We start from the raw sequence: 23173 nt of genomic DNA, 5'->3' as shown, positions 1-23173 counted from the left end.
AGCATATAGATGTTAAAGATTTGTTAACAAAAGTTGAAAACTATATATTTCTTAAAACAGCGGCGAAAAAATCAACCACAAAAATAAATGGGAAAAAAGCACTAGATTTTTGAGGAAATCATCTTGTAATGCGGCTGAATATTCATTACAATAAAAGAAATGTGGAAATTTGATTGGAAAGGCCGTGAAACAAAATGAGAAGGTGGATACACAGACGTAAAATTATGATTTTTACGCTGTTTCTCGCCGTGGTGATTGGATGCCTGTCTATTGCCCTGATGTATCGGATCAATGAAATTTCTGAGGAAAGCTGCTTTGAACAGCTTCATGAAGCGGCGCAGAATTTATCCCAGGATATCATGCAGCATATTACAAGCGACCAAAATCAGCTGGAGGTAATTGCAGCTATCCTGGCAAATTATCAAGACATAGAGGGCGAAGAAACCATCCAGATATTAAATGAGTATAAAGCCAGCGATATCTTATCCCGCCTGGAAATCTTACTGCCGGGCGACCGCGTTCTTTTAAACAATGGTGAGATCGTAGATGCTTCCGGAGTGCTTTCCTTTGAGGAGGAGGCCGCAAAAGGGGCCCACATATCCGACAAGACGGTTGACCTGCTTGATTCCGAAAGCTATATTCTGCGCAGCTTCGTGCCCATTGAGCGGGACGGAGCTGTGGCAGGGGTGTTATACGGTGTGATAGATCTGCAGACGCTGCCCTATCAGTGGAAGGCGGAAGAATTCGGCGGAAATGCCTCAGTGTATGTGATCGACGGAAATACCGGAGATTTTATTATGGACACCTGGCATAAAACCCTTGGCAATTTAATTGATCTGGGAAGCCGCAGGATGAAGGCCGGCTACACGCCGGAACAGTTTGCAGAGGATATTTTTGCAGGAGAGACAGGTTATGTTGTCTTTGTGTCAAGAACCATAGGGGACTATCTATATTTATATTATGAGCCCCTGGAGATAAACGAGTGGAGGCTTGCAATTTCTGTTCCTGAAAGTATTGTCTATGAGGACGCATATCATATCCGGCAAGTGTTCTATCTGTTTCTGGCCCTTGAGTTTCTTTTTTTCCTGTTTTATCTGATCTGGATTTTAAAATATGTGAGACAGGAGACCAGGGAAAAGCAGAAACGGCTGGAGCTGATCAGCAATGTGCATGATGTGGAGCAGCTTTTATTCATTGCTCACCACAAAAGTGAAAATGTAGGTCTTGCCCTGGAGAAGGTTGCAGAGATGACCGCGTCCCAGTGCGCCTTTTTTGAGACGGTATTGGATGAAACACAGTCCCAGCTATACCTATGGGAAAAGGATCCAGACACCGGGGAGGATTCCTTTCTGGATATCAAGGATCAGAGTGTTTTTCAGGACTATTTCCGGGAAAACCAAAAGGAGCTGGTCGTTTTCAATGAAATAGAGGCTTATCAGGCAGGAAAAGAGATTTACAGCATATTCAAGCAGAAAAAGCTTAAAAACCTGGTGGTTATCCCGGTTGAAAATATTAATAAAGCACTGATCGGCGCCCTTGGGATTATCAATACAGATTTGGAATGGGTGGATTATGAACAGCTCAAAAGCGTTACCTTCAGCTTTTCCATGTTCTATCACAATATGCAGTCTTACACCATTGCAAGGAAGATGGGGGAGATCGACGTGCTCACGGGGCTGTTAAACCGCAACCGCTTTGAAAGGGATATCAGCTTTTACCAGCAGCTGCAGGGAAAGTCTTTAGCCTGCATTTATCTGGACGCCAACGGCCTGCATGAGCTGAATAATGAAAAGGGCCATGCGGCCGGAGATGAAATGCTCAAAAATATTGCTGGGGAAATCAAAAGGGAATTTGGAGAGGAAACCACCTACCGCATTGGCGGAGACGAATTTTTGATCTTTGTGACGGGGAAAGGTCAGGAGGAAGTCCTGGAGATGGCGGCGAGGGTGCAGCAGGCGGCAAGGGAGAAGGGCTACGATGTGTCTGTGGGGGTACAATGGACGGAAAAGGTGGCTTCCGTCAGCCGGCTGATGAAGGAAGCAGAGCGGCAGATGTACGCGGACAAGGAGAGATATTACAGGGAAAGAGGAAAACGGCGCTGATAAGCCGCAGCCCATAAGGAACCCTCTGCATACGGATAAGTCATACGCTTATATGGGCGCATGGCTTATTTTTTGTAAAAAATAATAGAAAAAAGTATACAAAGTGCACAATAATCCCTTATAATAGAAGAAATAAAAGCTGTAAAAGCACCTGTTTTTCAGCAGTATGGGGGAAAGGAGAACACGGATGTATACGGTGGTTGTGGCGGATGACGAGGAAGAATTGAGAAAGGCGATTATCAGAAAGGTGGATTGGGAGAGCATAGGCTTTCAGGTGATCGGAGAAGCGGAAAACGGCATAGAGGCTCTGGAGCTGGTGGAGAAAAAGGAGCCGGACCTGCTTCTTACGGATATCCGTATGCCCTTTGTTTCCGGAATAGAGCTGGCAAGGCAGGTAAGGGAAATCCGTCCCACCACACAGATCGCATTTTTGAGCGGGTTCGACGAGTTTTCCTATGCCCAGCAGGCCATACAGTACAATATTATCAGCTATTTGTTAAAGCCCATTTCCATGCGGGATTTGACAGAGGAGCTTAAGAACATTAAGAAGAAGATAGACCACATTTTTGAGGAATTTGACTTAAGAAAGCAGGAAAAGACATACATTCATGAGTTTGTGCTGCCTCTTTTACTGGACAGCTATGGGAAGCTGGACCATCCCCACAGGGAGGAACAGCTTTTGGAACAGGCTGTGGCCTGCGGACTTGTGCGCAGCAAAAGCAATGCCCTGCAGTATGTGGTGCTTGCCACCATGGTGCAGGATGGGGAGGGTGTGAACCGGACGGCGCCGGAGCTGGTGCATTCTGTGGATCTGATTTTGAAGAAATATGCAGGCTTTTACAGCTTCTACATGGAAGGGCGGGTAATTTCCCTGCTCTTAGCCACAAAAGGAGCCTTTGAAAAGTATCTTCACATTATGGTGGGGGATATTGTACAGAGCACGGAGCGTATTCTGGGGCTGCACTGCCATATCGGAGTCAGCCGGATACAGGAGCATTTTACCGGCTGTCATGAGGCATACAATGAAGCCATGAATGCCCTTGGCTACAGCAATACCAAAGAAAAGAGCAGTATCCACTACATAGCGGACGAGGAGCGGGTGACTTCTCTTGATCTGTCCACAATGCAGGACGTGGTAACAGAGCTGGAAAATCTCATACGGGGAGGCTCCAGGGAGGAGCTGCAGCAGTACCTGGAGGAATTGTTTGAGGGCATGAGAGGGGAAAATGTGCAGATCAAGCTGAAATTTCTCATGATGCAGATGTTTTCCTCTATTTTTCGCATTGTCTGCGCGGTGACGGATGAGATTACCTTGATGAAAAGGCTTACCTTTGTGGAAGGCTCCTACGGGGAGATGAAGGAGCAGCTGATATCTGTCTGTCTGGAGGCCAGGGAGCTTGTAAATGCCGGGAAGAAAAAAAGCAGCCAGATCATGTGCGAGCAGGCTATGTACCTGATTGAAAAGGAGTACGCCGATCCGGCCTTGTCTCTGGTGGGGGTCAGCGGAAGAATTAATGTCAGTCCCAATTACTTAAGCGCCCTGATCAAAAAGGAGGCGGGAATGAGCTTTGTAGACCTGCTGACTCGAAAGCGCATGGAGCGGGCCAGGGAGCTGGTTACGGGCACTTCTATGAAGGTCAGGGAAATTGCGGAAAAGTGCGGCTATAACGATCAGCATTATTTCAGCTACTGCTTTAAGAAGTACTGCGGGATATCTCCCAACGCCATGCGGCAGCAGATAGGAGAACAGCAGGAGGGGCTATGAAGAAAAGCAATTTGTCTCTTTCCCATATTATCACCATGCTGGTGGTGTCGCTGGTGACCATCATCATTTTGTCCACAGCGTTTGTGTTCATGTCCGTATATGTAAACAGCATGGAAGAGAATGCTGCAACCAGCAGTGAGCAGACGGTGGTGCAGGTGTCAAACACGGTGGGAAATTACATAGAGGACATGAAGGAGATCATGACGCTGATTGAGGAAAGCTACCGGATGGAAAAGGAGGAGAGAGAGGATACCTTAAAAACCCTTACAAACGTGCGCTCCGATCTGGTGGCTATCTATGTGTATGATGAAAATGCAGAGCTTTTAAGCGCATATACGGGAAAGTATGATTTCAAGGAGAATTATTTGAAAAATTTATCCTATGTGGAGGCGCCGGAATATGAACAGGGAGCCATCTATATTTCCAAGCCCCATGTGGAGTCCATGCTGGTGAACGAATATCCTTGGGTGGTTTCTGTGCTGCAGGAAATAGAGGGGGAAAACGGCAAAAAGAACAGAGTGGTCATCGACATCCGCTTTTCCAAAATATCGGATTATGTGGATGACGTAGGCATAGGGCGGCACGGCTACTGCTTTATTACGGATATGGACGGGGAGATTATCTATCATCCCCAGCAGCAGCTGATCTATTCCGGGCTGAAAAGTGAGCCCACAGCAGACGTCATGGGAAGAGCGGACGGCTCCTATCAGGAACAGCAGGTGATTTATGCCGTAAAAACCCTGGATAATTACGGGTGGCGCGTGGTGGGAGTCAGCTACATAAACGAGCTGGTTACCGCTAAGGAGACCGAGGTTTTTGGAATTGTCATTGTGATACTGGTGATCATTTTCTTTGTCACCTTCGTCAGCAGCTATATTATGTCCTGTGTGGTTTCCAAACCCATTCAAAAGCTGGTGAACGACATGGGGGAATTTGAAAAAAACGCCGCAGGCTATTCCTACAGCCCCATGGGCGGCATCGGGGAAATACAATTTCTGTCCCAGTCCTTTGGACATATGGTGAAACGAATCCAGAGCCTGATGAATCAGGTCAGACAAGAGGAGATCACGCTGAGAAAGACGGAGCTTAAGGCGCTGCAGGCTCAGATCAATCCACATTTTCTCTACAATACGCTGGATTCCATCGGCTGGCTGTGCGAGGAGGAAAGAAGCAGGGACGCGGTGGAAATGGTAAACGCCCTGGCGAAGCTTTTTCGGATCAGCATCAGCAAAGGCCATGAGCTGATTACGGTGGAGAAGGAGCTGGAACATGCAAGAAGCTACCTGAAAATACAAAAATTCAGATATAAAAATCAATTCAATTATGAATTTCAGGTGGAAGAAGGATGCCTTTCCTATTACTGCAATAAAATCACCTTGCAGCCCATTATTGAAAACGCTATTTACCATGGCCTTAACCGGATGGTGGATGAAGGGCAGATTGTTGTGCGGGCCTATACGGATGGAAGGGATATGGTTTTTGAGGTGGAGGACAACGGTGTGGGAATGACGAAGGAGCAGTGCCGCAGCATCCTGCAGAAGGAACCCGGAGAGAGCGCCGGTATCGGTATTAAGAACGTCAATGACAGGATTCAGATTTACTTTGGGGAAAGCTACGGGATACAGATAGAAAGTGAACTGGATGAAGGAACCACGGTAAGGATCCGGATGCCGAAGCTGGAAAGAGAGGACGTAGAAACCTATACCGGGTCCGTGAAGGCCCCTGATCCTGTGGAGAAGGGAGAAAGTCGATGAGAAAGGGAAGAAAAGGGATTTGCCTGCTTGCAGTGACTGCGCTTGTCTTTTTTGTCTGCGGCTGCACCCAGGGAGGGGAAAACCGCAAATCTTATGTTGCGGTGATCACCAAGTCTACCTCCAGTACCTTTTGGAAAACGGTATATGCGGGAGCGGATGCGGCGGCTACGGAATATAATTTGAGTCTTACCCTTACCGGGCCGGAAAAGGAGGAGGACTATGAGCGGCAGAATCAGCTGGTTCGGGAAGCCATGGACAACGGGGCAGAGGTGATTGTTTTTTCCGCTGTGGATTATAATGCCAATTCCCAGGTGATCAATGAGGCCGCCCAGAGGGGAATCAAAATTGTGGTGATAGACAGCGACGTAAACAGCGATCAGGTGAGCTGCCGGATTGGGACAGATAATGTGGAGGCGGGCAGACAGGCGGCCCAGGCGGCTTTGCATACTGACGAGGAGGAGCTTTATGTAGGCATCGTGAACTATGATGTAAATTCTGCCAACGGGCAGCAGAGGGAGCAGGGATTTCGGGAAATTATGGAAGAAAGCCCACGGGTGAAGGAGATTACTACCATAAACGTGGTATCCACCACGGAGGACGCCAGGGAAGGAACCAGAGAGCTGATCAAGGAAAATCCCCAGATCAATGTGATTGTCACCTTTAACGAGTGGACCAGCCTGGGCGTGGGGTGGGCCATCCGCGATTTGGAGGTAAAGGATGCCATTCATGTGGTGGCTTTTGATTCCAATACGGTTTCCGTTGGGATGCTGGAAACGGGAGAGGTGGATGCGCTGATTGTGCAAAATCCTTATGCCATGGGATATCTGGGAGTGGAGGCAGCCTCTATTCTGGCATCGGGAAATAACGTGCAGGAAAGCGATGTGGATACCTCTGTCAAGATCGTGACCAGGGAGAATATGTTTGAACCGGAATGTCAGAAAATGTTATTTTTCTTTGACTAATTTAAATAGTTTTTTTAACCCTTTTCGTAAATAATTGTATATCTTTTCTAAAAATACTTTCCTATAATGAGATTGTAAACGGTGAGGGGGGGACTCCTTCCCCTCAAAATACTTTAAGGAGGTATGTTTTATGAAAAAGTTTTTGGCAGTTATTCTGGCCGGCATTATGATGCTGGGACTTGCCGCATGCGGCAGCGGAGGAGGAAGTGATGAGCTGAGCGTAGGCGTGTTCTACTATACCTACAGCGATACTTATATTTCCAGTGTGCGTACCGCGCTGGATGCACAGCTGACCGAAGCCGGCATCAATTTCCAGAATTATGACGGAAACAGCAACCAGACCACACAGAATGAACAGATTGACACAGCCATTGCCCAGGGAACAAATCTTTTGATTGTAAATATCGTTACATCAGGTTCCGTAGACGCTTCCCAGGCTATCGTCGATAAGGCGGAGGCGGCGGGAATTCCCGTTATTTTCTTTAACCGTGCGGTAGAGCCTGACGAAGAGGAAGGCGTAGTGCTTGGAAGCTATGACAAGTGCGCGTTTGTGGGCACGGACGCTCCCGAGGCGGGACATATGCAGGGCCAGATGATCGGCGAATATGTGGTGGAAAACTATGACACCGTTGATTTGAACGGCGACGGCGTAATCAGCTATGCAATGTTCATGGGACAGCTGGGCAATGTGGAGGCTATCTATCGTACCCAGTACGCTGTAGAGGATGCCAATGCAGCGCTGACTGCAGCAGGCAAGCCTGAGCTGGAATACTTTGACGCTTCCAATACGGATAAGTATCAGGTTGACCAGGACGGCAACTGGTCCGCAACTGCAGCAAACAACTATATGACCACCAACCTGTCACAGTACAACGAGTCCTCTGGAAATATGATCGAGATCGTAATCTGCAACAACGATGGCATGGCAGAGGGCGTTATTTCCGCATTAAACGACAAGGGCTACAACCTTGGAGACGGCAGCAGCACCACAATTCCCGTATTCGGCGTTGACGCAACGGATGCTGCAAAGCAGCTGATCGCAGACGGCAAGATGACAGGAACCATCAAGCAGGATGCAGAAGGCATGGCGGGCGCAATCGCACATCTTACAAAGAACGTTCAGGCAGGAAGCGATTTGATGGCAGACACAGACAGCTACAATATTTCCCCGAATGTAAGCAACAAGATTTATATTCCTTATGGAGTATATACCGGAGAATAAAGGGCATAGCAAAAGCGGCTGCTGCTACGGCAGCGGCTGCTTTTGCGCTGACAGGGCTTTCATGGGCATATCCGCCGCAGGAAAGCCTTGTGGGCGGAAGCATGGAAACAGACAGTAAGGAGGATGCGTATGGAACGGGAAGTGCTGTTACAGATGACGGACATATGCAAGGAATTTCCCGGCGTAAAGGCCCTTGACCACGTCTCTTTGACGGTAAAGAAGGGCACGGTGCATGCACTGATGGGAGAAAACGGAGCCGGAAAATCCACGCTGATGAAATGCTTGTTCGGCATTTACAGTAAGGACTCCGGAAGTATTTTACTGGAAGGAAAAGAAGTAAACTTCAAAAATTCCAAGGAAGCGTTAAACAATGGGGTCGCCATGGTGCATCAGGAGCTGAATCAGGCCCTGAAGCGCAATGTGATGGATAACATATGGCTGGGGAGATATCCAAAAACTGCGGGGCTTGTGGTAAATGAGCACCGTATGTATGAAAGCACCAAGGCTGTTTTTGAGGAGCTGGGGATTTCGGTGGATCCCAGGAGAATTATGAGCACCATGCCCGTTTCCCAGAGGCAGATGGTGGAGATCGCAAAGGCGGTATCCTATAACAGCAAGGTGATTGTGTTTGACGAACCCACCTCTTCCCTCACAGAGGAGGAAGTGGAGCATTTATTTAAGATCATCAATATGCTTCGGGACAGAGGCTGCGGAATTATATATATTTCCCACAAAATGGCAGAGATTTTAAGAATTGCAGACGAAGTTACGGTTATGAGGGACGGTACCTGGGTGGCCACGGAGCCTGCGGAAAAGCTGACCACGGATCAGATTATAAAGCTGATGGTGGGAAGAGAGCTGACAAACCAGTTTCCGCCAAAGACAAACAAGCCGGGAAAGGTGGCCCTGGAGGTGGAAAATCTCACGGCCAGGTATTCTCTCTTAAAGAATGTTTCCTTCCAGGCAAAAAGAGGCGAGATTGTAGGTCTGGCCGGGCTGGACGGCAGTGGACGTACGGAAACTTTGGAAAACATATTTGGCGTTGCCACCAGAAAGGACGGCGTAATCAAGCTGGACGGAAAGGTGGTAAGCAATCGGAATGCCAGGGAATCCATCAAAAACGGATTTGCCCTTCTGACGGAGGAGCGCAGGGCAACCGGTATTTTCGGTATTTTAAATATCCGGGAAAACACGGTAATCTCAAGCCTCAAGAAGCATAAGAAGGCGGGCGTTTACCTCAGTGAAAAATCTATGGAAAAGGATACGGAGTGGTCCATCAATGCCATGCGGATCAAGACGCCCTCCCAAAAAACCAAGATCAGATCGCTTTCAGGAGGAAACCAGCAGAAGGTGATCCTTGGGCGGTGGCTTTTAACGGAGCCGGAGGTGCTGATGCTGGATGAGCCTACCAGAGGCATTGATGTGGGCGCCAAGTATGAGATATATCAGCTGATTATTGATCTGGCCAAAAGAGGGAAGGTAGTTCTTATGGTATCCTCGGAAATGCCGGAGCTTCTGGGCGTATGCGACCGTATTTTGGTCATGAGCGGCGGAAGGCTGGCGGGAGAGGTGGATGCAAAGAATACCACGCAGGAGGAAATCATGGCTCTTGCCGCAAAATATGTTTAGAGGAGGATACGTGCATGAATCCCACGAAAATGTTTCATAACAAAATAGGCAGTATGAAGCAGGGCTTTGCAAATTACAAGAGCCTGGACAGCAGAGACAAGAGAACCTTTTGGAAGGAATTTTTGTTAAACAATGCGCTGTATATCCTGCTGATTATTGCAATTATCTACACCTATATACAAAATCATAACTTTTTGGGTGCCCCGTCTATCGTAAATATCATCAGCCTTTCGGCAGCCAACCTGCCCATTGCCTGTGGTATTGCGGGCTGTATCGTGCTGACGGGAACAGACCTTTCCGCAGGGCGCGTTGTGGGCCTGACGGCATGTATTACCGCATCCCTGATGCAGTCGGTAGATTATGCCACCAAGATGTTCCCCAACCTTCCGGTACTGCCCATTCCGCTGATGATCATCATTGTGATTCTGGTAGGCGGCATCGTAGGCTGGGTAAACGGCTTTTTTGTAGCGAAATTCCAGCTGCATCCCTTCATTGTTACGCTGGCCACCCAGCTGATCGTGTACGGCATTCTGCTGATGTATATCATGATCAATGGAAATAACGGACAGCCTCTGTCCGGTCTGGACCAGCATTTCAACGACGTGGTAAAGGGAAGCATTGTGTCCTTCCAGGCGGGAGGGGCGAGGGTGGCCATACCCAATTATGTGTGGCTGGCCTGCATTGTGGTTGCATTGATGTGGTTTATCTGGAATAAAACCACCTTTGGCAAAAACATGTTTGCAGTGGGCTCCAACCCCGAGGCGGCTAAGGTTTCCGGCGTAAACGTAATGCGTACCACCATTTTGGTACATACACTGGCAGGCGCTATGTACGGCATCACAGGATTTATTGAGTCCTCCCGTATCGGTTCCAACACCGCAGCCACCGGATTAAACTATGAATGCGACGCCATCGCAGCCTGCGTAATCGGCGGTGTATCCTTTGTAGGAGGCACCGGTAAGATCAGCGGCGTGGTTATGGGCGTATTCCTGCTGCGTATTATCTTCGTGGCATTGAATTTCCTTTCCATTAACATGAATATGCAGTATGTGATCAAGGGACTTATTATTTTGATCGCCTGCGCCATTGATATGAGAAAGTATTTGGTGCGCAAGTAATTTTTTAACAAGCAGGATAAGAGCATGGGAAATGCTTAAGGACAACAGATCAGGAGACAGCGCCATGGAAAATCAGCACATGCAGGAAAACCTGCAGACGGAGGAAAATCAGCAGACAGAAGAAAGCCGGCAGAGGGAAGAGGCGCAAAGCAGCCAAAGGCCCAGAGGGAAATGGTTTGGCAGAGGAATTTACGGCAGTAAGGATGTGCCAATCCGCATACTGGACGGCCTGATCGGAGTGCTGGCAGGCGCTGCCCTGATTCTGATCATCTATTTCACCATAAACGGAGGCTTTCAAATTACCTTTGACACCCAGGGCGGCAGCCAGGTGGCGGCACAGAATCTCAGATATGGACAGCTGGTGTCAAAACCGGAGGAGCCTTACAAGCCGGGCTATGATTTTCAGGGCTGGTATGGGCAGATAGAAGGAGAGGAAACGGCCTGGAGCTTTGAAAGTGAAAAGGTCACCGGAGACATTACCCTTTATGCCAGATGGACCCCGGCCCGGATCACGGTAAAGTTTGATTTAAACGGCGGTGTTTCCCAGGAGGGCTCGGATGTGCTTGCGCCCATGGAGGTGACCTTTGGGGAGACCTATGGGGAGCTTCCAGTTGTGTCAAAACAGGGAAGCACCTTCTTGGGCTGGGAATACGACGGGGAAATCATTACCTCCGACACCATCGTACAGATGACAGGCGAGCATGTGCTTACAGCGGCATGGGAATAAAAAGGAATTGCAAATTCAATTCTTTTATCATACAATAGGAAGCACAAAGGAGGGATTCCTATGAATTTAGTGATTACCATGAGCCGCAGGTTTGGAACAGGCGCCAGCCTGATCGCAAAGGAGCTTTCTGAAAAGCTGAATGTGCCTGTGTATGATAAGGCCTATATTGAGCATGAGCTTGAGGGGGACAGCTTTGCCTCTGAGGCGGAGGTGATAAAGGAGCTGGCGGGACACCCTTGTATTATTTTGGGCCGCTGTGCTTCTGAAATTCTGAAAGATCAGCCCAATGTATTTAACATTTATGTCAGCGCGGATAAGGAGGACCGGATTCACCGGATTATGAAGAAAGAATCGCTGCCCTATGAGGAGGCTAAGACCCTGCTTGAGAAAAACGACAGGGAACGGGCCGACTATTACTATGAAAATACCGGCAAGGTCTGGGGCGATGTGAATAATTACCACATGATTCTGGATACCTCCAGACTGGGAATAGAGAACTGCGCCGGGATTCTTTTGAAATATTTTGAACGGGTAGAGATTATTTAAGATATTATCATATGGGAGGCTTTGGGACCTCCAAAGGGAAATACAGGAAAGTATGGATTCAAATGCAGAACAGAATCCATACTTTTTTTATGTGAGAAAGCAGCAAAAGTGCTGCTCGATAACACAAAAAAAATCATAAATGAAAACAAAAAAAATCAATAAATATTATAGCTGTCAAAAAGAAATATATTAAATATAAAAGAAAGAGAATATCATAATTTTTCAAAAAATAGACTTGTTTTAAAAAGAAGAACATTAAAATAAATCAATAAATAAATTAAACTCAATACTTGTTGGCAGAATAAGATTGTGCTACCATGGAACAATCTGAAAAGTAGAACTTGAGTAAAGGAAAGAGGATATATCCATGGGAAAAACAACAGTAAGTGAAAAATACAAGAAATCTTATTTTATGCCCCCGGAGGCGACCTATGACTGGGTGAAAAAGGACAGCATTGAGAAAGCCCCCATTTGGTGCAGCGTAGACTTAAGAGACGGCAATCAGGCGCTGGTGGAGCCTATGAGTCTGGAGCAGAAGCTGGAATTCTTTAAGCTGCTGGTAAGGCTGGGCTTCAAGGAGATAGAGGTGGGCTTTCCGGCGTCCTCGGATACGGAATATAACTTTATCCGGGCGCTGATTGAGCGGGATATGATTCCCGAAGATGTGACCATACAGGTGCTCACTCAGGCCAGAGAGCATATTATCCGCAAGACCTTTGAGGCGGTAAAGGGCGCGCCCCATGCGGTGGTGCATTTATACAATTCCACCTCCGTAGAGCAAAGGGAGCAGGTATTTCATAAGGATAAGGAAGCGGTGAAAAAGCTGGCGGTGGACGGCGCGGTAATGTTAAAAAAGCTGGCCCAGGAGACGGAGGGGAATTTTACTTTTGAGTACAGCCCGGAAAGCTTTTCCCAGACGGAGGTGGACTATGCCCTGGAGGTCTGCAACGCGGTGCTGGATGTGTGGCAGCCCGGGGAAAACCAGAAGGCCATCATCAATCTGCCCACCACGGTACAGGTTGCCATGCCCCATGTGTTTGCCTGTCAGGTGGAGTACATGCACAAGCACTTAAAATACAGGGAAAATGTGGTGCTTAGCGTACATCCCCACAATGACAGGGGCTGCGGCATCAGCGATGCGGAATTCGGCATTCTGGCCGGAGCGGACCGGGTGGAGGGCACCCTGTTTGGCAATGGAGAGCGGACCGGAAATGTGGACATTGTCACGCTGGCGTTAAATATGCTGTGCCACGGCGTGGAAAGCGGGCTTGATTTCTCCCGGATTATGGAGGTCAGGGAGGCTTATGAGAAATTTACAGGCATGAGAGTGCATGAGAGAACCCCTTATGCAGGGGATCTGGTGTTTACCGCCTTTTCCGGCTCCCATCAAGATGCCATCAGCAAGGGCATGGCATGGCTTAAGGCGGGAAAGAGCGGAAAGCGCTGGGATGTTCCTTATCTGCCCATCGACCCCTCCGACGTGGGAAGAGAATATGAATCCGATGTAATCCGTATCAACAGTGTCTCGGGAAAGGGAGGCGTGGCCTTTGTGCTGAAGCAGCAGTTTGGCTTCTCCCTTCCGGCGGAAATGAAGGAAGAGGTGGGCTACCTGATAAAGGGTGTGTCCGACAAGCGGCATCAGGAGCTGCGCCCGGGGGAAATCTATACGATTTTCGAGGAAAATTATATCACGCCCCGAATGGTCTTTGATGTGCCGGAGTGCCATTTCAAGCAAAAGGACGGCATCATTGCGGAGGTGACCATAGCCCAGAAGGGCGAAAGCAGAGTGGTTACTGCCGCAGGAAACGGCCGGCTGGATGCGGTAAGCAATGCGGTGAAGCTCTTTTTCGGCATGGATTACGAGCTTTCCGTTTATGAGGAGCATGCCGTTTCCACGGGCTCCAGTGCAAAGGCTGCAGCCTATGTAGGCATTGTTCATGATGGAAAGTACGACTGGGGCGTAGGCTTGGACGAAGATATCATCAAGGCTTCCATAGCGGCGTTGGTGTCTGCGGCCAATAAGCTGGCTGCGGCACAGCACATCCGCGAAGGAAGAGAAGAGAGAATTGTGGAAATTATGGGCTTTATAAAACAGCATTACACGGATGTGGGGCTGGAGGGCCTTGCAAAACAATTTCCCCTTTCCGGCCCCTATCTCTCCAAATATATCAAGGAGAAATCAGGCATGACCTTTCAGGAGGCGGTAAAGGAGGAGCGGCTGAAAAAGGCAAAAGCCATGCTCAGGGAAACAGCCCAGACTGTGGAGACCATTGCGGCCAATGTGGGATATGAGAACGTGGAGCATTTCAACCGCCTGTTTAAAAAGACCTATCATGTGACGCCTGTGCAGTACCGCAGGCAGGCTGTAAAATAGCTGTAAAATAAGAGAAGCTGCGCAAAAATGCGCCGCTTCTCTTTTCTCTTATTTTGTGACTGGATAAACGGACAAAAGAATATACTTGAAAGAGCCGTCCTGCTTGAAATCAGTAAGGACGAGCGCCGTGTGGATGCCCTCTGTGCGCTCCCAGAGATAAGATTCCCCCTGGGTGGTAAAGCCAAGCTCCTCGATCTGGCTCTCCCGGAAAAAAATCTCCGCTTCGCCGTAGAGGGAAGTGAGCTCTTGGGTAAGAGCCTCCCAGACGGCCTCCTGTTCATCCTCCTCGGGGAAAATGTGGAAGGAGACGCTGCTTAAGGTCTCATTTTCAAAGTCGCAAAGCAGCCGGGCCTGGGCGCCCTCCCACTCAAAGGCTTCCGAAGCCATATAGGCCTGATGGCTGCTGTTTGCAGATAAGAATTCATCCAGTGTGACCCCGAGGGTCTCTTCTATGTCCTCCTTGGATGAGCCCCACTGAACTGAGGAAAACTGGAAGTCCCCCGATGAATTCTGCAGCTCTGTCAGGGAAATTTCCCGTTCCCTTTGGCCGCAGCCTGCAAAAACAAGGCACAGACTGCAGACGGCCATGCAATTCACCCATTTGTTGTTCATAAATGCCCCCTTTCTGAATTCCCTGAAACACAAAACAATGAACTATGGATAGCTGCGATTAAATCTATAATTTCTGAAAATAAATGATTAATATAAGAATAGTATAATAATAAAGCAAAACAAAATCAATACACAGATAAATAAAAAAAGAGAAAGCGGTTTTTGGGCAATATGTACACATCACTCCGGAAACATCCATCCTGCGTATTCCAGAATGGACTGTTTTTCCGCCCGCTTGTCACTTTGCTGTATCTGCTTGCGGTAGTCCCTAGGGGACGTCTGCATGATTTTGATAAAGCAGCGGTTATAGCTGGACACGGAATGGAAGCCCACCATTTCTGAAATTTCAAGAATGGAATGCTCTGTGCTGCGCAGAAGGTTGCAGGATTTTAAAATGCGGGTGTTATTCAGGTGATCAAGGGGAGAGGTCCCCATGATTTCCCGGAAAACTCTTCTGAAGTGGGTAGTGCTCCAGTGGCACAGGTCTGCAAGATAGTCTACGGAAAACTGCTGCATATAATTTTTTTCTATGTAATCCAAAGCGGGAGCAATGATCAGCGAATTCTCAAGGGGCTGCCCCTCCGGCTTGTCCCCGGCGCTTCCCTTGCTCTCCTCGTTTTCAATGCGGTAGAGCTGGATGTAAAGGGATAAAAGAAGTCCTCTGGCGCTGATCTGGTAGCTGGGGCCCTGATTTTCCAGCTCTCTTATAATATCCAGCACCAGCCGGTGGATATGGGGATATTCGTTTCCGCTCAGAATATGCTTATAGCTGTGGAAATTGTAGGGCGTAAGATCATAATTTTTCCAGGTGGCAGGCAGCATATTCCGAAACAGCTCCTGGGGATCGAAGTAAACATAGGACCAATGGCTTTCCGTGCCCGGTGTGCTGTAGGTGGTATGCGGTACATTCCTGGGAATTACCGTGACGTCTCCCTCCTTAAAGGGACAGGGCTCCCCGTAAAATTCCATGGTGCCGCTGTGGGAATGGCAGACGCCGATCTCTAGGCAGTTATGAAAATGAAGCCGTCCGCTGGGAATGTCGGATATTTTCCAATAGTCCCCCGACAGCAGCAGCACGGGAAAATGAATGGGCAGATAATAATTTCGATACTCAATTACAGCGCTCTTTGGCTTTGCCATGAAATTCCCCCTTCCAAAATGAAATAAAAACAGAATAAATTGTAGCTGTTTTTTACCTCTATACTATATATAGCAATTTAATCGAAGAAAATCAACCATAATATTTGTTGGGAAAACGCATAAAAAGTACGGATTTTTGAGAAAAACGGGCTTTGATTGGCAGTTTGCGCATAAAAAGCAAATAATATGTAGATTTTATAGGCAAAAATTCCATGAAGTCAAAAATGAAGGGAAAAATAAATGGTCGTTTTTGCGCAGTTTTATATGGTAATTGCTTAGAAAAAATTGCAAATGTGTATGATAATAGAGACAGAAAAGCAGAAAAATTATGCAAATTGACAACAAGATGTTGCATGTATTGGAGGAGGTTATGATATGGCGAAGAGTAAAGCTCCCGCAGCGCCTAAGGTAAAAACCGGCACCAGCTGGAAAAATTCCTTGAAACGAGACTGGCAGCTGTATCTGCTGCTTTTGTTCCCCTTATTAATGGTGATTATTTTCAGCTACGCTGCATATCCCGGCCTGCGCATGGTGTTCATGGATTACAAGCCCGCCAGAGGCTATGACGGCAGCGAATGGGTGGGTCTTGAAACCTTTATCAAGGTGTTCCAGGATGCGGATTTCCACCGGGCCTTACGAAACTCCATTGTATTTAACGTGCTGGATCTGGTGATTGGCTTTCCCATGCCGGTAATCCTGGCATTGATTTTGAATGAGCTTCGTTTCCCCAGGTTTAAGAAGGTGACGCAGACCATCCTGTATCTGCCCCACTTCCTTTCCTGGGCCATCATTGGAAGCGTGGCGTACACCATGTTCCGGCCGTCCACGGGTTTGGTAAACATGGCTTTGATGGATCTTGGCCTGATAGAGGAAGGAATTCCCTTCCTGACGGAGAAGTTCCACTGGGCGGTGACCTATCTGCTCTTAAACGTATGGCAGACCATGGGATGGGGAACCATCATTTATCTGGCGGCCATCACCGGCATCAATGGTGAGCTTTATGAGGCGGCCATGATCGACGGCGCCAACAGATGGAAGCGTATGTGGCATATTACGCTCCCGGGCATCAAGGGAACCATCGTAACCATGCTGATTATGAACCTGGGACGTGTGATGAACAGCAACCTGGAGCGTCTGACAGCCCTGCAGAACAGCCAGGTAAAGGATTTCCAGTATCAGCTGGCGGTATACATATTTGAAAAGGGTCTGGAGAACGGAAGATTCAGTATGTCAACCACGGTGAATCTGTTCCAGTCCCTGGTGGGTGTGATTTTGGTGCTTTTGTCAGACCGGGTGGCAAAGAAGCTCGGCGAAGATGGCTTGTTATAGGAGGTGAACGCATATGGCTAAGAAAAAAGAAGAAGTGGTTCGCGGCGCGCAGACGTCATCTCCTGACGGCAGCAGAGCTATCAACAAATTCCGGGTCAGCGATTTTGTCATGATGCTGTTTATCGTGCTGCTTTGTGCCACCTGTGTGGTGCCCTTTGTCCATCTGGCGGCAAAATCCATATCCGGCAACAGCTTCGTTATCGCTAAAGAGGTTTATTTCTGGCCCAAGGGCATTAACTTTGACGCCTATGTCTCCATCTTTAAGGATGGGAGTTTGGTGTATTCTATGGGCTACAGTGTAGTGGTAACCCTGATATTCACGGTGCTGGGCATGATCGTGTGTACCTGTGCGGCATATCCCCTCTCCAAAAAGAGGCTGAAAGGGCGAACCTTTTTTACCATTGTGCTTATGATTCCCATGTACTTTACCGCAGGTGTGATTCCTACTTATCTGCTGATGAACGATTTAAATCTCTTGGATACCATGTGGGTGTTGATCTGGCCCCTGATCTACTCCCCCTACAATATGCTGATCATGAAGACAAATCTTCAGGCCAGCATACCGGACAGCCTGGAGGAGTCCGCCTTTTTGGACGGCGCAAGCAACCTGCAGATCCTTACAAAGATCGTGCTTCCCCTGTCCAAGCCCATTATCGCGACCCTTTCCCTGTTCTATGCAGTAGGACGCTGGAATGCTTACGCGGACAATATGTATTACATAAAAACCGACAGACTGAAAATGGTGCAGTATAAGCTGTATCAGATGGTGGCGTCGGCCACGGAGGCGCAGAGCGCGACCCTTTCCGAGCAGGCGGCGGTGACCAGTACCCCGGAGGTGCTGTCGGCAGCCAGCATCATGTTTGTAACCATCCCGATTATCTGCATTTACCCCTTCCTGCAGAAGTATTTTGTGAAGGGGGCCATGATCGGGGCTGTAAAGGGCTGATAAGGGCTTTATGTTTCATCAGGTAGTTTACCGGAGCATTCCGGGTGTTTATAAACTATACAATTATTATGAAGGAGGATATTATTATGAAGAAGAACACTCTTCAGAAAATGCTTGCCGCAGTGCTTACCGGCGCTATGGCAGTGAGTATGCTCACCGCCTGCGGCGGCACGGAAGACGCGGCAAATGATTCTGCAGCGGTTTCTACAGAGGCGCAAAGCAGCGAGGCGGCAGGCGATACGGCTGAAGCTTCAACGGAGGCGGCCGATGCGGTTGCAGGAATTGACGGATGGGAGCCCTTTGCAGAAAATGTGACTCTGACCATTCCGGTTTATGACAGAGGCCAGGAGGGCGTTCCTGCCATTGGAGAAAACTATTGGGAGACCTGGATTCAGGAGAATTTTGGCGACGCTTACAACATTACTCTGGAGTTTGAGCCCATTACGCGTTCTGATGTGCTTACCTCTTATTCCCTGCTGGCAGCTTCCCAGGATCTACCTACCATCCTGATGGAGTATGACTATCCCAAGCTGGCACAGTGGGCGGCAGACGGCTATCTGACCACCTATGATATTGATCAGTTTGCGCAGATTGCTCCCACCTATTACAACAGAATGGTGGAAAATGATCAGATTCAGTATACGGAAATGAACGGCGAGCGTTATTTTGTGCTGGCTGAGAGACCTTATTACAACACAAACTATACCTGGGTTACCATGTATCGTCAGGATTGGCTGGAGCAGGTCGGCTATGACGAGTATCCGACTACCTGGGCAGAGGAGAAGGAAATGCTTCAGGCGCTGGTTGACGCAGGCATCTGCGAGCATCCCTACGGCGGCCAGATGATTACCGGCGCAGGCGTGGATCAGAACTATGCCTTCAGAACCTATCCTCAGGATGAGCTTGAGTGGGCAACCTACGGCGATTATGCGATTCCCGCTCTGGGCAGCGATGCAAACAGAGAGTATATCCGCAGAGAGAATGAGAAGTACAACCTGGGATACCTTGATCCGGAGTATTATATCATCGACCTGGAGACCGCAAAGGCTAACTTTGTAAACGGAAAGACCCTGTTATACAGCAACTATATCTCCGCAGACATGGATTGGGTGACCGCATTCTACGAGCAGAATCCCGACGGAGATCTTGCGGTAAGAATTTCCCAGAACGTAGTGGATGAGGAAGCAGGCACAGTGCCCTTCGCATTCCGTGCCAACAATCCCTTCGGTATGATGATCGGCTTCTCCTCTCAGGCTTCTGAGGATGAGATCAAGGCCGCTATGATGTACATGGAGTGGATGACCCTGGAGGATAATCTGTTTACCATGCAGTGGGGCAACGAAGGCGAGCACTATACTCTGGATGAGAACGGCCTGCCTGTATCCGTTGCAGATTACAGCGGCGACAAGACCCAGGGCTATGGCAACAACAAGGATTACTGGTGTGTAACCATCGAGGCCAGAAACGCAGGTACCATCGAGGATGTGATTGCAATGTCCTCTCCTAAGGGAATTCCCGAGGACTTCACACAGGATATCATTGACAACTATTACGCTCAGGTAGAGCTTTACGAAGCAGGCTATGGCGTCAGCGACTGTAACTACTCTGTAGTAATTGAGTCTGCAAGCGAGTATCAGGCAACCTTGCTTTCCCTGTACACCGAGTACAGAGATCAGCTGACCATGTGCAGCCCTGAGGAGTTTGACGCTCTGTATGACGAGCTGGCACAGCAGTATGCAGATGCAGGCTATCAGGAAATTCTGGATGAGAGAGCGGCAGCTTATGAGGCTGGCAACACAACGAAGCTTCCCGAATAACTGTATCCGTCAAAGAGAACGCTGAAAGTAGAAGAGCGCTCCTGATAGGCAGAGCGCATAAGCGAGAGCAGTAAAAGCAGCCCTCCGGCCCAGGCTGGAGGGCTGTAATTATAAAAAACTGTATTTATAAAATTTTCTTATGGGTTTACAGTTTTTAAAAACATTTCAGCGGTTTTTTATACTTGACTGAAATAAGGGATACTTTTACAGTAAGAGTATAAGAAAATTTTATAATACTGCAAGACAGTAGAAATGGAGGAATTATGCTAAAGCTGGAGTATGACAAACAGGAAGTCGAGCAGGTAATTGACAGAATTGTAAGAAAAACCATGAACATGGATCTGACCTGGGACTGGCCCTGCGGAGTGGCCTACTATGGGATCAGCGACGCCTATGAAAAAACAGGTAAGGAAGAGTATCTGAAGCTTTTAAAGGATCGTGTGGATGAACTGATAGATCTGGGGCTTCCCAGAGTATGGACGGTGAACGCCTGCGCTATGGGGCATTGCCTGATTACCTTATACAAGGCCACGGGAGAACAGCGTTATCATGATATTCTCATGAGCAAGGTGGAATATCTGACCAGGGACGCGCTTCGGTTTGGGGATCATGTGCTGCAGCATACGGTTTCCGCCAACAATGATTTCCCTGAGCAGGCCTGGGCAGACACCTTGTTTATGGCGGCGTTTCTTCTTCTTAGGGTGGGCGTCATGGAAAAAGATGAGGCCATGATCGATGACGCCCTGAACCAGTACTACTGGCACATTAAGTATCTGCAGAACCCCAGCAGCGGTTTTTATTATCACGGTTATAACAATATCACCAAGGATCATATGTCCGGAATTTACTGGGGAAGAGCAAATGCCTGGGCAGCCTTTACCATGTCCCAGGTGAGCAATGTGCTGCCGGAGTGCTATCTGTATCCGAAATACATGGATGTAGCAGGCTCTCTGAACGAGCAGCTCTCAGCCCTTAAGACGGTGCAGACCGAAAACGGGCTGTGGCGCACGGTTCTTGACGACCCGGATTCCTATGAGGAAATTTCCGCATCTGCGGGGATTGCGGCTGCCATGCTTACCAGAGGAAATCCCCTTCATTCAAAGTATATCAATAAGTCTATCAGAGGGCTTATGGACAATGTAAGCGAGGATGGCAAGGTGATGAACGTGTCTGCCGGGACTGCTGTGATGAAGGATGTGGAAGGCTACCGGGGTATTTCCAGAGACTGGATACAGGGCTGGGGGCAGGGACTTGCGCTGGCATTTTTCTCCACATTGCTGATCTCTGATCAAATAGAAAAGGACGGTGCTCTTTAAACATGTTTCGGCGGAATTTCCTGTTTGGCCAGGATTCTGATACGGCAAATGTCATAGGAGTGAATCCAAGTGATTTTTACAGGCCTGGCAAGGGTTATGGATTTGTGGCAGAGGAGAATAGACGGGAGCAGGAACTTCTTCAGATTTCGGAGCTTAATTCGGGATTTGACACGGTTTATTGGTATCGGGATGCGTCTTTGACAGTGATAGAAGGGGACATAAACGGATGCTTTGTGGATTGTGACCGCATACTTAAGGAACTGGAGGAAAAGAACGGAGACCGCCAGGAGGGAGAGCGCAGGAGGCTTCCTCTTTCCTTCAAGGTAGATGTGCCCCGTCAGGGAAATTACAGGGTTACGCTTACCATCAGGACGCAGGAGCCTATGGACAATGTGCTGATATTTTCCGGAAGGCGGAGACTGAGCTTTCTGGGAAATATTCCCGGGGACACGGTATTTACCCACACTATGATAGTAAATGTGTGCGACATAGTCCCCCGGGGACAGACCCGTATTTATGCAGATACCACCCTGGATATCACCGTGGTGGCGGATAGGCCCAGAATCAGCAGTCTGGCGGTGGCGGAGGTGCTCTGCCCCACCATTTATATTGCAGGAGATTCCACTGTTACGGATCAAAGCGCCGATTATCCCTATGCCCCGGGCAGCAGCTACTGCGGCTGGGGGCAGATGATCACTGCATATCTGAATGATAAGGCAGGAGTGTCCAATCACGCCCACTCAGGGCTCACCACGGATTCCTTCCGAAAGGAGGGACATTATGCGGTGATCGATCAGTACAGAAAGCCCGGGGACTTTTTCTTTTTTCAATTTGGACATAACGACCAGAAGCTGGATGAGCTGAAGGCTTTTGGCGGATATCGGACCAATCTGGCAAGATACATAAATGAATGCAGGGATAAGGGAGGGTATCCTGTTTTAGTGACGCCTGTGGCCAGAAACAGCTGGAAGGGAAACGACGGCAGCTACAACGATCTGCTTGCGGAGTATGCGGAGAGCTGCCGGGAAGTGGGACGGCGCCTGGAGGTGCCGGTGCTGGACCTGCACCAGCGAAGCATGGACTTCATTCAAAAGCAGGGACTGGAGGAGGCAAAGGCTTACTTTTTCCCGGATGATTATACCCATACCAATGATTATGGGGCTTACAAAATGGCAGGCTTTGTGGCGGAGGAGATACAGCGGGTGTGCAGCCGGCATCCTGAGCCGGGCTACTGCTTTCTGGCAAAGTGCGTGACGGAAGGCTACGGGGAATGGAAGGCCAAAGACCCTATTGTACTGCCCAAAAAGCCTGAGGCGTATGAGAATGTCACAAACCCTGTAAGAGCGCAGGAGCTTCTTTCTGAGGTGGAGGATTTGGAAAAAGAGGCCAGAAGGGCAGACGTACTGGATATGATTATCAAAACAGTGCGGTTTTTTCCCACCAATGTATATAACGATATGTTTGTGGATGTGGTGGGGCACGAATGGTATGCGGGCACTGTGGAATGTGCTTATCAGAATGGAATGATAGACCCTCACCTGGTGGAGAAGGGACATTTTTATCCTGAGAGGCCCGTGACTTTGGAGGAATTTGTGGTGCTTGCCATAAATGGCTACCAGAGCAGGAAACGCATTCCCAGGGAGGAGCCTTGCATATACGATCAGGACTGCAGTGCATATGCGAAGCCCTTTGTGCGGGCGGCCTGTGCCATCGGCATGCTTCCTTCGGAGGAGAAAGCCAATCTGCGGGGAGTCATTACAAGAGGGCTTGCAGTGGAAATGTGCCGTAAAATGAATGTTTAGAAGATGAGGAGG

Annotated in this window: 17 protein-coding genes; 15 read left to right on the top strand and 2 right to left on the bottom strand. The window is 48.6% G+C overall.

The genetic code is table 11. From position 1 onward, the window contains the following. Positions 1–194 precede the first annotated feature (194 nt). The 10 genes from SHK35_RS05105 to SHK35_RS05060 all read left to right on the top strand — a co-directional run bounded on the left by SHK35_RS05105 (position 195) and on the right by SHK35_RS05060 (position 14199). Positions 195–2102 (top strand): sensor domain-containing diguanylate cyclase, encoded by a 1908-nt coding sequence (locus tag SHK35_RS05105; protein WP_318708910.1) that lies wholly within the window; start codon positions 195–197, stop codon positions 2100–2102. Positions 2103–2289: 187 nt separating this feature from the next. Beyond that, entirely contained in the window at positions 2290–3867 is a 1578-nt protein-coding gene (locus SHK35_RS05100; protein WP_318708909.1) for a response regulator transcription factor, read from the top strand. Beyond that, complete coding sequence (locus SHK35_RS05095) at positions 3864–5621, top strand: cache domain-containing sensor histidine kinase (protein WP_318708908.1); 1758 nt, start codon at positions 3864–3866, stop codon at positions 5619–5621. The genes SHK35_RS05100 and SHK35_RS05095 overlap by 4 nt, the downstream gene beginning before the upstream one ends. Continuing rightward, entirely contained in the window at positions 5618–6583 is a 966-nt protein-coding gene (locus SHK35_RS05090; RefSeq protein ID WP_318708907.1) for a substrate-binding domain-containing protein, read from the top strand. Before SHK35_RS05095 ends, SHK35_RS05090 begins: the two co-directional genes overlap by 4 nt. A gap of 130 nt (positions 6584–6713) precedes the next feature. Beyond that, positions 6714–7805, top strand: a complete 1092-nt coding sequence (locus SHK35_RS05085) for a galactose ABC transporter substrate-binding protein (RefSeq protein ID WP_318708906.1) — start codon at positions 6714–6716, stop codon at positions 7803–7805. A 129-nt stretch (positions 7806–7934) separates the two neighbouring features. Further along, the gene (locus SHK35_RS05080; RefSeq protein ID WP_318708904.1) at positions 7935–9434 is read left to right on the top strand and encodes a sugar ABC transporter ATP-binding protein; all 1500 of its coding nucleotides are present in this window, start codon (positions 7935–7937) and stop codon (positions 9432–9434) included. 14 nt (positions 9435–9448) lie between these two features. Continuing rightward, positions 9449–10552 (top strand): galactose/methyl galactoside ABC transporter permease MglC, encoded by a 1104-nt coding sequence (locus tag SHK35_RS05075; protein ID WP_318708902.1) that lies wholly within the window; start codon positions 9449–9451, stop codon positions 10550–10552. A 64-nt stretch (positions 10553–10616) separates the two neighbouring features. Then, a complete protein-coding gene (locus tag SHK35_RS05070; RefSeq protein WP_318708901.1) occupies positions 10617–11279 on the top strand; it encodes an InlB B-repeat-containing protein in 663 nt (220 codons plus the stop codon). Positions 11280–11339: 60 nt separating this feature from the next. Next, the gene (locus SHK35_RS05065; RefSeq protein WP_318708900.1) at positions 11340–11825 is read left to right on the top strand and encodes a cytidylate kinase-like family protein; all 486 of its coding nucleotides are present in this window, start codon (positions 11340–11342) and stop codon (positions 11823–11825) included. Between the two features lie 367 nt (positions 11826–12192). Next, positions 12193–14199 carry a 2-isopropylmalate synthase gene (locus SHK35_RS05060; RefSeq protein WP_318708899.1) on the top strand — a complete coding sequence of 669 codons (2007 nt, stop codon included), beginning with the start codon at positions 12193–12195 and terminating at the stop codon, positions 14197–14199. 48 nt (positions 14200–14247) lie between these two features. On the opposite strand, the gene SHK35_RS05055 is transcribed toward SHK35_RS05060, so the two are convergent. Together SHK35_RS05055 and SHK35_RS05050 are read right to left on the bottom strand one after the other, a co-directional pair. Continuing rightward, positions 14248–14811, bottom strand: coding sequence for a hypothetical protein (locus SHK35_RS05055; protein ID WP_318704750.1), 564 nt, complete (start codon positions 14809–14811; stop codon positions 14248–14250). A gap of 180 nt (positions 14812–14991) precedes the next feature. Next, complete coding sequence (locus tag SHK35_RS05050) at positions 14992–15951, bottom strand: AraC family transcriptional regulator (RefSeq protein WP_318704749.1); 960 nt, start codon at positions 15949–15951, stop codon at positions 14992–14994. Between the two features lie 375 nt (positions 15952–16326). Here SHK35_RS05050 and SHK35_RS05045 point away from each other — a divergent pair, with 375 nt between their 5' ends. The 5 genes from SHK35_RS05045 (at position 16327) to SHK35_RS05025 (ending at position 23161) form a co-directional block, all read left to right on the top strand. Then, positions 16327–17280 carry an ABC transporter permease gene (locus SHK35_RS05045; protein ID WP_318708897.1) on the top strand — a complete coding sequence of 318 codons (954 nt, stop codon included), beginning with the start codon at positions 16327–16329 and terminating at the stop codon, positions 17278–17280. Positions 17281–17293: 13 nt separating this feature from the next. Continuing rightward, on the top strand, positions 17294–18226 hold the full coding sequence (locus SHK35_RS05040; protein WP_318704747.1) for a carbohydrate ABC transporter permease: 933 nt from the start codon (positions 17294–17296) through the stop codon (positions 18224–18226). Positions 18227–18312: 86 nt separating this feature from the next. Further along, a complete protein-coding gene (locus tag SHK35_RS05035) occupies positions 18313–20043 on the top strand; it encodes an extracellular solute-binding protein (protein WP_318708895.1) in 1731 nt (576 codons plus the stop codon). Between the two features lie 263 nt (positions 20044–20306). Then, positions 20307–21359 carry a glycoside hydrolase family 88 protein gene (locus SHK35_RS05030; protein ID WP_318708893.1) on the top strand — a complete coding sequence of 351 codons (1053 nt, stop codon included), beginning with the start codon at positions 20307–20309 and terminating at the stop codon, positions 21357–21359. 2 nt (positions 21360–21361) lie between these two features. Next, positions 21362–23161 (top strand): GDSL-type esterase/lipase family protein, encoded by a 1800-nt coding sequence (locus SHK35_RS05025; protein ID WP_318708892.1) that lies wholly within the window; start codon positions 21362–21364, stop codon positions 23159–23161. Positions 23162–23173 lie beyond the last annotated feature (12 nt).

The organism is Candidatus Acetatifactor stercoripullorum, assembly GCF_944382095.1.
GTDB classification, from domain to species: domain Bacteria; phylum Bacillota; class Clostridia; order Lachnospirales; family Lachnospiraceae; genus Acetatifactor; species Acetatifactor stercoripullorum.
This window is presented reverse-complemented; position numbering and strand designations above follow the sequence as displayed.